This is a genomic window from Ruegeria sp. PrR005, from assembly GCF_010500245.1.
GTDB lineage: Bacteria > Pseudomonadota > Alphaproteobacteria > Rhodobacterales > Rhodobacteraceae > Ruegeria_B > Ruegeria_B marisflavi.
This window is the reverse complement of the sequence record NZ_JAAGOX010000003.1, coordinates 24,853-38,532: the sequence shown is the minus strand read 5'-3', so window position 1 is coordinate 38,532 and position 13,680 is coordinate 24,853. Positions and strand designations below refer to the sequence as shown.

13 protein-coding genes are annotated in these 13,680 nt (G+C 62.8%); 7 read left to right on the top strand and 6 right to left on the bottom strand.

What is annotated here, in order from left to right:
- Window positions 1-5 precede the first annotated feature (5 nt).
- Window positions 6-566, top strand: a complete 561-nt coding sequence (locus G0P99_RS02170) for a F0F1 ATP synthase subunit B (RefSeq protein WP_164127255.1) — start codon at window positions 6-8, stop codon at window positions 564-566.
- A gap of 66 nt (window positions 567-632) precedes the next feature.
- On the opposite strand, the gene G0P99_RS02165 is transcribed toward G0P99_RS02170, so the two are convergent.
- On the bottom strand, window positions 633-1,403 hold the full coding sequence (locus tag G0P99_RS02165) for a FadR/GntR family transcriptional regulator (RefSeq protein ID WP_164127253.1): 771 nt from the start codon (window positions 1,401-1,403) through the stop codon (window positions 633-635).
- A gap of 145 nt (window positions 1,404-1,548) precedes the next feature.
- Between G0P99_RS02165 and G0P99_RS02160 the strand changes: the two genes are divergently transcribed.
- The 4 genes from G0P99_RS02160 to G0P99_RS02145 all read left to right on the top strand — a co-directional run bounded on the left by G0P99_RS02160 (window position 1,549) and on the right by G0P99_RS02145 (window position 7,209).
- Window positions 1,549-2,769: a PLP-dependent aminotransferase family protein gene (locus tag G0P99_RS02160; protein WP_164127251.1), complete on the top strand. Its 1,221-nt coding sequence runs from the start codon at window positions 1,549-1,551 to the stop codon at window positions 2,767-2,769.
- A 37-nt stretch (window positions 2,770-2,806) separates the two neighbouring features.
- A complete protein-coding gene (locus G0P99_RS02155) occupies window positions 2,807-3,211 on the top strand; it encodes a hypothetical protein (RefSeq protein ID WP_164127249.1) in 405 nt (134 codons plus the stop codon).
- 123 nt (window positions 3,212-3,334) lie between these two features.
- Window positions 3,335-6,790 (top strand): chromosome segregation SMC family protein, encoded by a 3,456-nt coding sequence (locus G0P99_RS02150; protein WP_164127247.1) that lies wholly within the window; start codon window positions 3,335-3,337, stop codon window positions 6,788-6,790.
- 56 nt (window positions 6,791-6,846) lie between these two features.
- Complete coding sequence (locus G0P99_RS02145) at window positions 6,847-7,209, top strand: hypothetical protein (RefSeq protein WP_164127245.1); 363 nt, start codon at window positions 6,847-6,849, stop codon at window positions 7,207-7,209.
- Window positions 7,210-7,218: 9 nt separating this feature from the next.
- Here G0P99_RS02145 and G0P99_RS02140 read toward each other — a convergent pair whose 3' ends face one another.
- Genes G0P99_RS02140 through G0P99_RS02130 form a run of 3 tightly spaced genes read right to left on the bottom strand, consistent with a single transcriptional unit; the run spans window position 7,219 to window position 10,319 of the window.
- Window positions 7,219-8,382: a lytic murein transglycosylase gene (locus G0P99_RS02140; protein ID WP_164127243.1), complete on the bottom strand. Its 1,164-nt coding sequence runs from the start codon at window positions 8,380-8,382 to the stop codon at window positions 7,219-7,221.
- A 30-nt stretch (window positions 8,383-8,412) separates the two neighbouring features.
- Window positions 8,413-9,333: an adenosylcobinamide-phosphate synthase CbiB gene (gene cbiB, locus G0P99_RS02135; protein ID WP_164127240.1), complete on the bottom strand. Its 921-nt coding sequence runs from the start codon at window positions 9,331-9,333 to the stop codon at window positions 8,413-8,415.
- Window positions 9,330-10,319, bottom strand: coding sequence for a threonine-phosphate decarboxylase (locus G0P99_RS02130; protein ID WP_164127238.1), 990 nt, complete (start codon window positions 10,317-10,319; stop codon window positions 9,330-9,332). Before G0P99_RS02130 ends, cbiB begins: the two co-directional genes overlap by 4 nt.
- A 181-nt stretch (window positions 10,320-10,500) precedes the next feature.
- Between G0P99_RS02130 and G0P99_RS02125 the strand changes: the two genes are divergently transcribed.
- Complete coding sequence (locus tag G0P99_RS02125; protein ID WP_164127493.1) at window positions 10,501-10,863, top strand: response regulator transcription factor; 363 nt, start codon at window positions 10,501-10,503, stop codon at window positions 10,861-10,863.
- On the opposite strand, the gene G0P99_RS02120 is transcribed toward G0P99_RS02125, so the two are convergent.
- Window positions 10,845-11,834: a glutathione S-transferase family protein gene (locus tag G0P99_RS02120; RefSeq protein WP_164127236.1), complete on the bottom strand. Its 990-nt coding sequence runs from the start codon at window positions 11,832-11,834 to the stop codon at window positions 10,845-10,847. The two genes, G0P99_RS02125 and G0P99_RS02120, sit on opposite strands and share 19 nt — an antisense overlap.
- 205 nt (window positions 11,835-12,039) lie before the next feature.
- Here G0P99_RS02120 and G0P99_RS02115 point away from each other — a divergent pair, with 205 nt between their 5' ends.
- Window positions 12,040-12,390, top strand: coding sequence for a hypothetical protein (locus G0P99_RS02115; RefSeq protein WP_164127234.1), 351 nt, complete (start codon window positions 12,040-12,042; stop codon window positions 12,388-12,390).
- Between the two features lie 50 nt (window positions 12,391-12,440).
- Here G0P99_RS02115 and G0P99_RS02110 read toward each other — a convergent pair whose 3' ends face one another.
- Window positions 12,441-13,613 carry a MalY/PatB family protein gene (locus G0P99_RS02110; RefSeq protein ID WP_164127232.1) on the bottom strand — a complete coding sequence of 391 codons (1,173 nt, stop codon included), beginning with the start codon at window positions 13,611-13,613 and terminating at the stop codon, window positions 12,441-12,443.
- Between the last annotated feature and the right edge of the window lie 67 nt (window positions 13,614-13,680).

The following is a 13,680-nucleotide window of genomic DNA, read 5'->3' as shown; positions in this document are numbered from 1 at the left end:
GCGACATGCGTAACATTCTCGCCCTTGTCCTGACAGCAGGTTTCGCCAGCCCGGCGCTAGCCGCAAGCGGTCCGTTCTTTTCACTGAAGAACACCGATTTCGTGGTGACCATCGCATTCCTCGTCTTTATTGCGGTCCTGTTCTATTTCAAGGTACCGTCGATGATCGGCGGGGCACTGGACAAGCGCTCCGAAGGCATCAAGTCGGACCTGGAAGAAGCCCGTAAACTGCGGGAAGAGGCTCAGGCCCTGCTGGCGTCGTACGAGCGCAAGCAGAAGGAAGTCCAGGGGCAGGCCAACGCCATCGTTGCCGCTGCCAAGGACGAAGCCATGCGTGCGGCCGAGCAAGCCAAGGTGGACCTTGAAGCGTCGATCGCCCGTCGGTTGGCTGCCGCTCAGGACCAGATCGCCTCGGCCGAGGCGGCCGCGATCCGCGATGTGCGCGACCGCGCCATCGCGGTGGCTGTCGCCGCTGCGGGTGACGTGATCGCCAAGCAGATGACCGCCGCCGAAGCGAACAAGCTGATCGAGGCTTCGATCTCCGACGTTGGCTCAAAGCTGCACTGAACGCTGAAAGATCTGTATTGAAGAAACCCGGCTCGTCGAGCCGGGTTTCTTTTTGGGACAGCGGGATCAGAGTCTTGCGTTTTCGTGTTCCAGGCGTTGGCGGGCAATGGCCTCGTTCTTTTCCGCCTTTTTCTGGTCGGCGAGACATATCTCGACATAACTCAGATGCGCTTCGACCGCGGCTCGGGCACCCGCTGGATCACGCTCTTGAAGTGCGTTGTTGATCACCCGGTGCTGATCCAGGATCGCTTCACGCGTCGTGCGCTGGTGGAACATGATCTGCCTGTTGTAGAAAACCCCCTGCCGGAGCAGGTCGAACATCGAGCGCAGCATGTGCAACATCACCACATTGTGGCTGGCTTCGATGATCGCCATGTGGAATTCGGCATCCAGGCGCGCTTCTTCATCACCCTTGCTGCGTTTGTGGGCCTCGACCATCTTGTCGAAAATGGCCTGGATCACTTTCAGGTCACTTTCCGATCCCAGCCGGGCGGCGCGCTCTGCCGCCAGCCCTTCCATATCTCGACGGAACGAGAGGTAGTCGAACATCGCTTCGTCATGGGACGCAAACAGGCGGGTCAACGCGGGTGAAAAAGCATTCCCCAGCACTTCGGCCACGTAGATCCCCGAGCCAGCCCTGGTGGTCAGAAGACCTTCGCATTGCAACTCGGCCACCGCGTCGCGCAATGACGGACGCGACACTCCCAGCCGCTCGGCCAGGTCGCGTTCGGCAGGCAGGCGTTCGCCCGGCCGCAGGATGCCCCGGAGGATCAATTGTTCGATCTGGCGCACCACCGAAGTCGAGAGTTTCTCGGACTGGACCTTTTGAAACGGCATTTACTTCGAATGTCCCTTTATCTGTGTTGGAAAACATATTGCTGGTGGGTGATCGGCGCAAGTTCACGTCTCTTGTAATAATGGTCAGTAATATTGACTTTGTTTTGGGCTGTCTTACGGTCGCGGCGACGGTGGAGGAGTGACCATGACCCTTGAACAGATATTCGCAACCCGCGCCGCGCGGTTGAAAGCGTCAGAGATACGCGAGTTGTTGAAGCTGCTGGATCAGCCCGACATCCTGTCCTTCGCCGGTGGCATCCCCGATCCGTCGCTGTTTCCCGCCGAGGCTTTTGCCCAGGCGTTCTCCGAGGCGTTGACACCGTCGCGCCAGGCGCAGGCGCTGCAATATTCGGTCAGCGAGGGATACCTGCCGTTGCGCCGCTGGCTGGTCGTTCACATGGGGACCATCGGTGTGCCTTGCACGACGGACAACATCCTGATCACCTCGGGCTCGCAGCAGGCTTTGGATTACTTTGGCAAGCTGTTCCTTTCGCCTGGCGATACAGCGCTGGTGGGCTGGCCCACCTATCTGGGGGCCCTGGCGGCCTTCAACGCGTATGAACCGGTCTATGACCGCTTGACTATCGGTACAAATCGCGCGCCGGCCGATTACATGGCTGCGGCCAAGGCAACCGGTGGGCGCGTCAAGTTCGCCTATCTCTCGGCGGATTTCGCCAATCCAACCGGTGAGACTGTCGACCACGCCGGGCGGGAACGTTTGTTGGATCAGGCCGAGACGATGGATTGCGCGGTAATCGAAGACGCGGCCTATCAGGCGCTGCGTTATGACGGCGCGCCGGTGCCACCGATCCTGGCGCTCGAGATCGCGCGCAAGGGGACGATCGAGGCTTGCCGAACGATCTATTGCGGGTCCTTCTCCAAGACATTGTCACCGGGATTGCGCGTGGGATGGGTGGTTGCCCCCCAGCCGGTAATCCGGCAACTGGTCCTGTTGAAACAGGCAGCAGACCTGCATTCGTCCAGCATCAACCAGATTGCCATTCATACCGTAGCCGAACGCCTGTTCGACAGCCATGTCGCCGAATTGCGTTCCGTCTACCAGCGCAGGCGCGACGCGATGCTGGATGCGCTGGCCCGTCACATGCCGGACGGTGTCACCTGGACCCGGCCCGAAGGCGGTATGTTTGTCTGGCTTACCTTGCCAGAGGGACACGACGGAGCCGCTCTGTTGGCGCGGTCGCTGGAAACGGTCAAGGTTGCTTTTGTGCCGGGCCGCGCCTTTTTCGCCGATGGGTCCGGGGCGAACAGCTTGCGTCTCAGTTTCTCTTGCGCGTCTGAGCCGATGATCGAGGAGGGGATGAAGCGTTTGGGAGTGCTGTTGCGAGAAGGGCAACTCGCCAGCTGACAACGAATGCTTAAGGCTTGTCGTGCCAGTCTCTGGCATGATCCGCTTGTCTCTGCTTCTAATCGTTCTGGTCGGGTGCTCTCAGCCGGGTCGGGAGTTTCGTGGTCTGCCCGCTACGCGCGTGGACGTGGGCGGCAGTCTGTTCGACGTTCGAGTGCGGGGCAATCTGGCGGAAGCGATCCGCCTGAACCCGCAGTACGCGCCACGTTTCGGCCCGATCCGGGACCGGGCGGCTTTTGCGATGGCCCAGGTCTCGGGCTGTCGGGTCGAAGGCGTGCTGGGGGATCAATCGGTGGCCCTGGGCATTCTGGACTGCGGTACGCGGTCTTTGGACCGGGTGTTGCCTGTGTCTGTCCTTCGCTTCGATTGTATCGAGATCGACCTATGGGCGCAGCGACCGACGCAAACCCGTTATGTCGACTTCGAATGCACGCCATACTGAGCAGTGTGCCGCCAGATATTGTGGATAACCTCTGAGAATCATCCAGATGCAGGGGTCTTGCGTTGACAGAGGGTAACTGGGGCATGCAGTCTGATCCGACACAGGAATCACGAAAGCACGCCTTTGCGTTTCACGCGCCTCAAACTGAACGGCTTCAAGAGCTTTGTTGACCCGACCGATCTGATCATCGCGGACGGGTTGACTGGCGTTGTGGGCCCGAACGGGTGCGGGAAATCCAACTTGCTGGAGGCGCTGCGCTGGGTGATGGGCGAGAATCGCCCCAAGGCGATGCGCGGCGGCGGCATGGAGGATGTGATCTTTGCCGGGGCCTCCTCGCGCCCGGCGCGCAACTTTGCCGAGGTGACGCTGTTGCTGGACAACTCCGAGCGGCTGGCGCCCTCGGGGTTCAACGATTCCGACCAACTGGAAATCGTGCGCCGCATCACCCGTGACGTGGGCAGTGCCTATAAGGTCAACGGCAAGGATGTGCGCGCCCGTGACATCCAGATCCTGTTTGCCGATGCATCGACCGGGGCGCATTCCCCGGCGCTTGTGCGGCAGGGGCAGATCGCGGAACTGATCAATGCCAAACCCACCTCTCGCCGCCGTATCCTGGAAGAGGCGGCGGGGATCTCTGGCCTCTACCAACGCCGGCACGAGGCCGAGTTGAAGCTGAAGGGCACCGAAACCAACCTGACCCGCGTCGACGACGTGCTGGAACAGTTGGGCACTCAGCTGGCGCAGCTGGCGCGGCAGGCCCGGCAGGCGGCGCGCTATCGCGAGATCGGTGAACAACTGCGCCTGGCCGAGGGTCAGCTGCTCTATCGCCGCTGGCGAGATGCCGACGAGGCGCGCGCCCGGGCCGAGGAGGTGTTGCGCCACCGCACCCTGGATGCTGCGCGCGCCGAGGCGGCGGTCCGGCAGGCCGAGACACTGCGCTCAGAGACCGAGGCGGCGCTGCCTGCGCTGCGCGAGGAAGAGGCGATTGCCGGAGCGGTGCTCCAGCGTCTGCATGTGCAGCGCGACACGCTCAATGATCAGGAGCAGCGCGCCCGCCAGCAGATCGAGGTTCTGACTGCGCGGATCGCCCAGCTGGGCCGCGATATCGAGCGTGAGACAGGGCTGAACCGCGACGCGGGCGACACGATCGAGCGGCTGGAATGGGAAGCGCGCGAACTGGCCAAGGCTGGCGCCGGCCATGCCGACCGGCTGGCCGAGGCGGCGGAACTGGCCCGCGAGGCGGCTGCTGTCCTGCAAGAGCGCGAGGATCATCTGAGCCAGGTGACCGAGGATGTGGCCCGGCTGGCCGCCCGCCACCAGTCGGCGCAGCGCCTGGTCGAGGACAGCCGCAAGACGCTGGCCCGCTCGGAGGCCGAGGAGACCCGCGCCCGAAGCGCGGTCGAAGAGGCCCACGCGGCGCTGGACTGCGCGGGTGAGGCCTATGAGGGGGCCGAGAGTGCCGCCGAAGAGGCCGCCGAGGCAGCCGAGGCTGCGGAAGAGGCGCTGGCCGCCGCCGACGAGCTACGCGGCGAGACCCAGGCCCGCGAGGCCGAGGCCCGGGCGCAGCTCTCCGAGGCCGAGGGCGAGCTGGGCGCCATCCGCGCCGAGACCGGCGCGCTGGCCAAACTGGTCGAACGCGACACCGCCGAGGGCGGTCAGGTGCTTGACCTTATGCGGGTGCAGCCGGGCTATGAAAAAGCGCTGGGCGCGGCATTGGCCGATGACCTGCGCGCGCCGTTGGTCGAGGGCGAAGGGCCGTCGGGCTGGCTCGACCTGCCCGATTACGACCAGGGTCAGCCTTTGCCAGAGGGCGCAGATCCGCTGGCGCTGCATGTCTCCGGTCCCGACCGGCTGAGCCGCCGCATCGCGCAGATCGGTCTGGTCGATGCCGCCACTGGGGCCCGCCTGCAATCGGCGCTGAAGCCCGGTCAGCGGCTGGTGAGCCTGGACGGCGACCTATGGCGCTGGGACGGGTTCCGCGCCTGGGCCGAGGATGCCCCCAGCGCGGCGGCCATGCGGCTGGAACAGCTCAACCGGCTAGAGGCGCTGAAGCAGGAATTGGCGCAGGTCAGCGCCCGCGCCGAAGGCGCGCGCGCCGCCCATGACCGCCTGTCGCAGCGCCTGCGCGAGGTGACCGAGGCCGACCGTCAGGCCCGCGAGGCCCGCCGTGCCGCAGATCAGCGGATGGCAGACGCCGCCCGCGCCCAAAGCCGGGCCGAAGCCGAGCGTAACCTGGCCCAGGGGAGGTTGGAAACGCTGGGTCTTGCCGTCACTCGCCACAAGGAAGACGCGATGGCCGCCCGCGCGCAATTGCGCGAGGCCGAGGCCGGGTTGGCGGAACTGGGTGACCTTGGTACAGCGCGTGCCTCGGTCGAGGATATCCGCCACGCGGTCGAGGCGGCGCGGATCACAATGCTGACGCACCGTTCCAGCCATGACGAGGTGCGCCGCGAGGGCGAGGCCCGCACCAAACGTGCCCAGGAGGTGACCAAGGATCTCAGCGGTTGGCGCCACCGCTTGGAAACCGCAGGCAAGCGCATCGCCGAGCTGGAAGAGCGCAAGGCCGCCTCGGAAGAAGAGCTGACCGAGGCAATGCAGGTGCCCGGCGAGATCGCCGAGGCGCGCGAGGAACTGGCGGAACAGACCGAAACGGCCGAGGCCCGAAGGGCCGAGGCCGCGGATCGGCTCGCCGCGGGCGAGACGAACCACCGTGAAGCGGCGTTGGCCGAACGCGAGGCGGCACGTCTGGCGTCCGAGGCCCGCGAGGGCCGGGCAGCCGCCGAGGCGCGGGCCGAGGCCGCGCGTGAGACCATGCAGGCCGCCGCCGAACGCATCGCCGAGGAACAGCAGGTAACCCCGAACCAGTTGTTGTCCAAGCTGGGCGTGGAACCTGATGCCATGCCCGACAGCGATGCGCTCGAGGCCGAGGTCAACCGGCACAAGCGCCAGCGCGACGCTATGGGCGCGGTCAACCTGCGTGCCGAGGAAGACGCGCGCGAGGTGCAGGAGGAATTCGACTCGCTGTCCAAGGAAAAGAGCGATCTGGAAGAGGCGGTCAAGACCCTGCGCAGCGGCATTGCCAGCCTCAACCGCGAGGGGCGCGAGCGGCTGCTCACCGCGTTTGAGCAGGTCAATTCGAACTTTGCCATGCTGTTCCGCCACCTGTTTGGCGGCGGCGAGGCCAATCTGGTCATGGTGGAAAGCGAAGATCCGCTGGATGCGGGGCTGGAGATCATGTGCCAGCCGCCCGGCAAGAAACTGTCGACCCTGTCGCTTTTGTCGGGTGGCGAACAAACTCTGACCGCGATGGCGCTGATCTTTGCCGTGTTTCTGGCCAATCCGGCGCCGATCTGCGTGCTCGACGAGGTCGACGCACCGCTTGACGATGCCAACGTGACGCGGTTCTGCGACCTCTTGGACGAGATGTGCCGCCAGACCGACACAAGGTTCCTGATCATCACCCACCACGCGGTGACCATGGCCCGGATGGACCGGCTGTTCGGCGTGACCATGCAGGAAAAGGGCGTCAGCCAGCTGGTCTCGGTCGACCTGAAAAAGGCCGAGGCGCTGGTCGCCTGATCCGCCTCACCGCAACGTGACTGGGGATGCAGGGGCTGCCGGGCTAGGTTTGGCGCATGATCCTGCGCCTTGCCCTTGCCTTTTCTCTTGTCGCGACCCCACTGATGGCCACCGAATGGCGCCTGAAAGAGGGCGATCGCCCCCTGAATGCTGCGGAGCTGGAGGCGCTGGCCGGGCGCACGCTGACCTTCTACGACGATGGCCGCTCGACCTATTCGGCGGGCGGGTCATTCTCTTATTCCTATTCCCCGGCCAATGGCGGCGGTACCGCATTCGGCACATACACGATCACCGAGGATGGCAGCATCTGCACCCTATTCCGCAACGGGCTCAGCCGCTGCGATCTTTATGTCTGGAATGGCACCCGACTGCTGCTGATCACCGAGAAAGGTGAGCGGTATCCGGTCCGGCCAGAGTGAGCTATCCTCTCACAACCGGTCCAGCAGTTCCGCCGTGGGCCAGGCATCGGCAGGCAGGCCCAGCCGGGCCTGTTCGGCCTGTACGGCGGCACGTGTGCCTGCGCCCAAAATGCCGTCGATCTTGCCCACGTCATGGCCGCGCGCCTGCAACTTCTGTTGCAGCGCCTTCATTTCGGCACCGTCCAGCCCGGACGCGGGATTGCCAGCATCATAGACCTGCCCGCCCTCCAGCCGTGTGGCGAAATAGGCCGCCGTCAGTACATAGACAAAGCTCTGGTTCCATTCGAAATAGACGTCGAAATTGGGATAGGCGAGAAAGGCAGGCCCTTTGTGGCCCTGCGGCAAGATCAGCGAGGCAGGCAGGTCGGCTAGGCTGCCTGCGCGCGGGCGCACGCCCATTGCTTGCCACTCCGCCGCTGAACGCGGCTTGCCCGGCCCGCTCAGCGACCAGTCCATCCGGGCGGGCAGGGTGACCTCTTGCAGCCAGGGCTCGCCCGCGCGCCAGCCGAGATGCGATAGCATCCTCCCCCCCGACAATAGCGCATCAGGCGCCGAGGTCTTGAGGGTCACATTCCCGTCGCCATCGCCATCGACGCCGTTTTCTAGGATATCGCGCGGTAGCATCTGCACCATGCCGATCTCGCCCGCCCAGGCGCCGGTGGTGCGGGCGGGGTCGAAGTCGCCATGGCTGTAAAGCTCGATCGCGGCGAAGATCTGCGGCCGGAACAGTTCGGGCCGGCGGCAGTCATGCGCTAGCGTGATCAGGGCGTTGCGGGTGTTGAAATCGCCCTGATAGCCGCCGAAATCGGTTTCGAATGCCCAGAACGCCAAAAGCACCCCGCGAGAGACACCATATTCCGCCTCGATCCGGTCGAAAACCGCATCGTATTTGCGCCCCATCGCCTTGCCGGTATCAAGCCGATTTTGCGAGATCAGACGGCGCGAGAACTCGACAAAGGGTTTCTGGAACACGCCCTGGGCGCGGTCAGCCTTGAGCACCTTGGCGTCCTGAGCCGCGCCTTGGAAAAAGGCGTCAACCGTTGACGGTTCATGTCCAAGTGAAATGGCCTCGGCCTTGAGGCCCTGAACGAACTCGGGAAACGATCCCCCGCATTCCGAGGCTGCGGGACTGGCCAAAGCGAAGCTGGCCAGAAAGAAAGAAATGAAACGCATTTTGACCTGCTGATTGTGGCAATAACTCGTTCAAAGGATCAACGTGGCCGCCAGCAAGGTCAAGACCAGACCCAAGGCCAAGGTCCAGACTTGCCACAGGAGACCAACGGCGCGCTCGATCTCGCGCGCACCGATGTCCTTGCGCCCTTCCTCGTTGACCCAGGCAAGATGGCGGATCTGGCCGTGATAGCTGCGTGGACCGGCAAGGGCGACACCCAGGGCGCGGGCCATGGCGGCTTCGGGCCAGCCCGCGTTTGGCGAGACGTGGCGCTCGGCGTCCTCGACGATGCCGCGCCACTGGCGCCAGTTGTTCGACAACCCCATGATCATAAGGCAAGTCAGCCGCGCGGGGATCAGGTTCAGCAGATCGTCGAGCTTTGCAGCGGCCCACCCGAACTGGATGTATCGCTCGTTCATGTAGCCGATCATGCTGTCTGCGGTGTTGATGGTTTTGTAGAAAAGAAGACCCGGCAAACCACCGATGAGAAACCAGAACGCAGGCGCGATCACGCCGTCGCTGAGGTTTTCGGCCGCGCTTTCGATGGCGGAACGCGCCACCTGGGCTTCGGACATTGCCGCGGTGTCCCGGGATACGATACGCGCAACGCTGCGGCGGGCTTCGGGCAAGGATAGGCGCAATGCGTCGGCCACATCGGCCACATGCGTCGCCAGCGATTTCTGCGCCAGAAGGATGGCGCAAATCAAAAGCTCGGCAAATGGCCCCAGCAGCGACAGGATCGCCCCGACCGACAATGCGCCCAGTGAGAGTATGATGGTAAGGGCCAGACCCTTCAGCCGCTTGTGCTGTCCCTCATTCAACTCCTGATCCAAGGTCGAGATGATGTTGCCGATCAGGACTGCCGGATGCTTGACCCGTGACCAAAGCCACTCTGGTTCGCCGAATGCGGCGTCCAGCAACATGGCAAAGCCGAGGAGCATCGGGGTTGTCACAATGCGCTCTCCAATTGTTGCCAGCCGTTGGCTGGAGGTAGACCGAGGCGCAGAAAATGGTCGGAATAGGGAAAGATGCGGCTCCAGATCCGGACCTGGGCCAGCCGTTCCTGCCACTCTGCGGCTTTGTCGACATGGTACAGGCGAAAGAGGCTGGTTCCGCCGACCAAGGCCGCGCCACGCGCGGTCATCGCCATATCGAGGCGGTCGGCATCACGGATCAGCCGCTGCCGGGTTTCCCTGGCCCAATCCAGATCGTTCAGCGCGCGGGCGCCGATGCGCAGGGCTGGTCCCGAAACGGCCCAGGGGCCGGTCATGTCGTTCAGTCTTGCGATGATGTCGGGGCGGGCGATCGCAAATCCCAGTCGCAATCCCGCCAAACCCCAGAACTTTCCAAAGCTTTTCAACACGATGGTGCCGGGCCGTTCGACCAGGTGGATCATCGTTGCGTCCGGGGTGACATCGCAGAAGCTTTCGTCGATCACGCTCAGCCGGGCATCTGTGTCGGCGGGCGACCACAGATGCCCGTCGGGATTGTTCGGATGCACGACGACTCTTGCGTCACCATTACCCCTGTCGGTGACTTGCCAGCCATGCGCCGAGAAGGCGGCGGCGTGTTCATTGTAGGTCGGCGTCGAGATGTGGACCTCGCCAGGGTTCACGAGGGCCGGAATGCGCGCGATCAGCGCCGAGGCACCGGGCGCAGGCAGGATTTCTGCGCCATCGGGGACACCCCAGAATCTGCGGGCGGCTGCGGTAAGTTCTGCGAAAGCGCCGTGATCGGGCAGCGCGGCCCAATCTGCGGTTTCAAGCGGCCCGATTGGATAGGGCTCGGGGTTGATGCCGGTGGAAAGGTCGATCCATTCGTGGCGGGCGCCTCCGAAGCGTCTGATGGCATGATCCAAGCCGCCGCCATGGTCACGGCGCGAGCGCGGATCGGTTAAATCTTGACCCGCCTGTGGCGGTACAGCAAGTTCAGGTATCATTCTTCACGTCGTCCCGGCTTGGCATTCAGCTTGAAGCGGATTTCCCGGCAAAGCTCAAGATCGTTGCAGGCCTTCCAAGGCGGGTTGTCGAATGTTAATAATTTGTAAAACATTTGATCAGATCACGGTGCTTGGGGACGGCACCATGTATGACAACAAAATACGTGCCAGGTTAGCTGTTATGAATGTGCTTATTGTAGAAAGTAACCCGGAGTTGGGAGAACTCTGGCAACGCCACTTGCAGCGGCATGGGGCCGAAGTGAGGCTCGTCCAATCGCAAGAAGATGCAATTCTGGCGCTGTACCGCAGCGATTTCGAGATCATCGTTCTGGATCTCGTTCTTGCACAGGGTAGCGCGTTGGCGGTTGCGGATTTTGCGAGCTATCGTCAACCGAAGGCGCGGGTCATTTTCGTGACCAACACGACTTTCTTTTCCGACGGCTCAATTTTTGCTCACAGCCCCAATGCATGCGCTTACGTCCACGGCGACACCCCGCCCGAGGATCTTGCGGCAATGGTCGAACACTATGCGGCGGGACGCTGACCGCGGCAATGCGGCGCGAGATAGTCGAGTTGCGGGTTGATCGGGATGATCCTATGCGGATTGATGCTGTCGTGGCTGAAATGATAGTGGCGCACGATATGGTCCAAGTTGACCGTCTCCGAGACGCCGGGCCATTGATAGAGCTCGCGGGTATAGGCCCACAGGTTGGGATAGTCGATCAACCGGCGGCGGTTGCATTTGAAATGCAGGTGATACACCGGGTCAAACCGGATCAAAGTGGTAAACAGCCGCCAATCAGCCTCGGTCAAGCGGTCGCCCATCAGATACCGATGCTGCGAGAGCCGCGTCTCTAGCCAGTCGAGCGTGTCGAACAACGGATGAACGGCAGCGTCATATGCCGTCTGAGTCGTGGAAAATCCACATTTGTAGACGCCATTGTTGACCGTATCGTAAACCCGCGTGTTGATCTCTTCGATCTCGCCCCGCAAGCTTTCGGGCCAGTAATCGTCGGTGTTTCCGGTGATCCCGTCGAAGGCAGAGTTGAACATCCGGATGATTTCCGAGCTCTCGTTGGACACGATGGTCTGGCGCTCTGTATCCCACAGGATCGGGACCGTCACCCGGCCTGAATAGGTCGGGTCAGCGCGCGTATAGAGTTGATGTGCGAATTCAAGCCCATAGAGCCGGTCGCCGGTTGCCCCATCGTGGTCCTTGTCAAAGGACCAGCCGTTTTCCAGCATATCGGGGTGAACCACCGAGACACCGACATGTTCACCCAAGTCTTTGATTGCTCGGAAAATCAGCGTTCTGTGGGCCCAGGGGCAAGCAAGGCTGACATAGAGGTGATAGCGTCCCGAGGCGGCGGCAAAACCGCCTGAACCTGTCGGGCCGGCCGAACCGTCGGGGATGATCCAGTTCCGGAATCCGGCCTCGCTCCGACGGAAGGATCCGCCAGTGGACTTGGTGTCGTACCAGACATCCTGCCAAACTCCGTCAACCAGCCGTCCCATTTCTGCCTCCACCTTTACTGTACTCAAAATCTAGGATCGACCCGGTGGATTGGCCACGCCAAAGACGCGCAGGCACTATGCACTGACGCACATCCCCTGATGCCCCGCCGCCACCCACAACGGAAAACAATGGCTTGGCGGCAAAAACTTTGCTTGTTTTTTACATTTGTCGAGGCACCCTTCTCCCAAGCGCGAGGAGGATCGAATGAGTACCTACGTGTCCAAGGAGATCAGCGAAGGTCTTGCCGCAGCCCGGATTTCCGGGCTGAAGAAGATGAGCCGCCTGCGTGTCGAGCAGGATGGAATGCTTTATACCGTGCTTCGTCTCTGGCGCGACGGGTTTGCTGTCGAGGCCGAGACTACGCCGCCGCTGCGTGGGCTTGTCGATATCTACGAGGGGTCGAACCTGCTTTATCAATGCCTGATCGTGGCCTCGGGGGGCGAGGGCGGTGAGATGGTCTATGAGTTCAAGCGTCACACGTTAGCGATGGATCGGGCGCCGCTCGACTTCGCACGGTCGCCGGATGCGCCTGCCGGTCTGATCGGCAAGGATTGACCGCGCCCTGTACTGCGTTGGGTAAAGCGCAGCACAGAACCAAGGAAGCGCTATTGCAAATCGCCGAAGGCTTGGTTCAGCCGGTCGATCGCCTCTTCGATCCGGGCCCGTTGGGTGCCCAGGTTGAAGCGCAGGAAACTCTCGCCGCCAGTGCCGAAGCTGGTGCCGTGGTTGACCGCGATCTTGGCCTGCTGTTCGACCCGTTCGGTGAATTCGGCCCGGTCCATCCCGGTGCCCGAAAAATCCACCCATGCGAGATAGGTCGCTTCGAGCGGCATCGATCGCAGGCCTGGGATCGCCGCGATGGCGCTGTCGAACAGGCGTCGGTTCTCGTCCAGATAGGCTAGCAACCCATCAACCCATTCGGCCCCCTCCGGCGAATAGGCGGTCAGCGTCGCCATCTGACCGGTCGAGTTCGGTGCCAGCGACAGCGCTGCCATCCGTTTGGCAAAGCGACCGCGCAGCTCGGGATCGGGTATGATCACCTGGCCGGTATGCAGTCCTGCGATGTTGAAGGTCTTGGACGGCGCGGTCAGCATCAACAGCCGGTCGACGATGTCGGGCGCCGCGTTGGGCATCGGGATATGGGTGTGGCCGGGATAGACCAGGTCATGGTGGATTTCGTCCGACAACAACAAGAGGTCGTGCCGCTTGGCAAAATCTGCCACCGCGCGCAGCTCCTCCCGCGTCCAGACCCGGCCGCCCGGATTGTGCGGCGAGCACAGGATCACCATGCGCTCGTTGCCGGTCATCTGCGCGTCATAGGCAGCAAAGTCCATCTCGTACCGGCCATCGGTGTTGACCATCTGGCATTCCACCACCTGCCGGCCCGCATTGCGGATCACCTTTGCAAAGGCATGATAGACCGGGGTGAACAGCACGATCCCGTCGCCCGGCTGGGTAAAGGTATCGAGGCACATGCCGACCCCGTTCACCAACCCGGTGGTGGTAAAGATTGCCTCGGGCGCCACATCCCAGTCGTGGCGGTTGCGCATCCACCAGCGGATCGCGTCGGTATAGGGTTTGTCATAGTTGACATAGCCCAGCACGCCGTGGTCGGTCATCTCGCGCAGCTTAGCCAGCACATGATCGGGCGCGCGGAAATCCATGTCGGCGACCCACATGGCCAGACCGTCCTGGGCGGGCACACCATAGATGGGTTCCATCATGTCCCATTTCGAACAAAAGGTACCGTGGCGGTCGATCAGGTCGTCAAAGCTCATGTCTGTCTCCGGGGTCATCTGGTCGGCCAGAGGCTAGCCTGTTTGCCGCCACGTGCAAGGGGCGTTG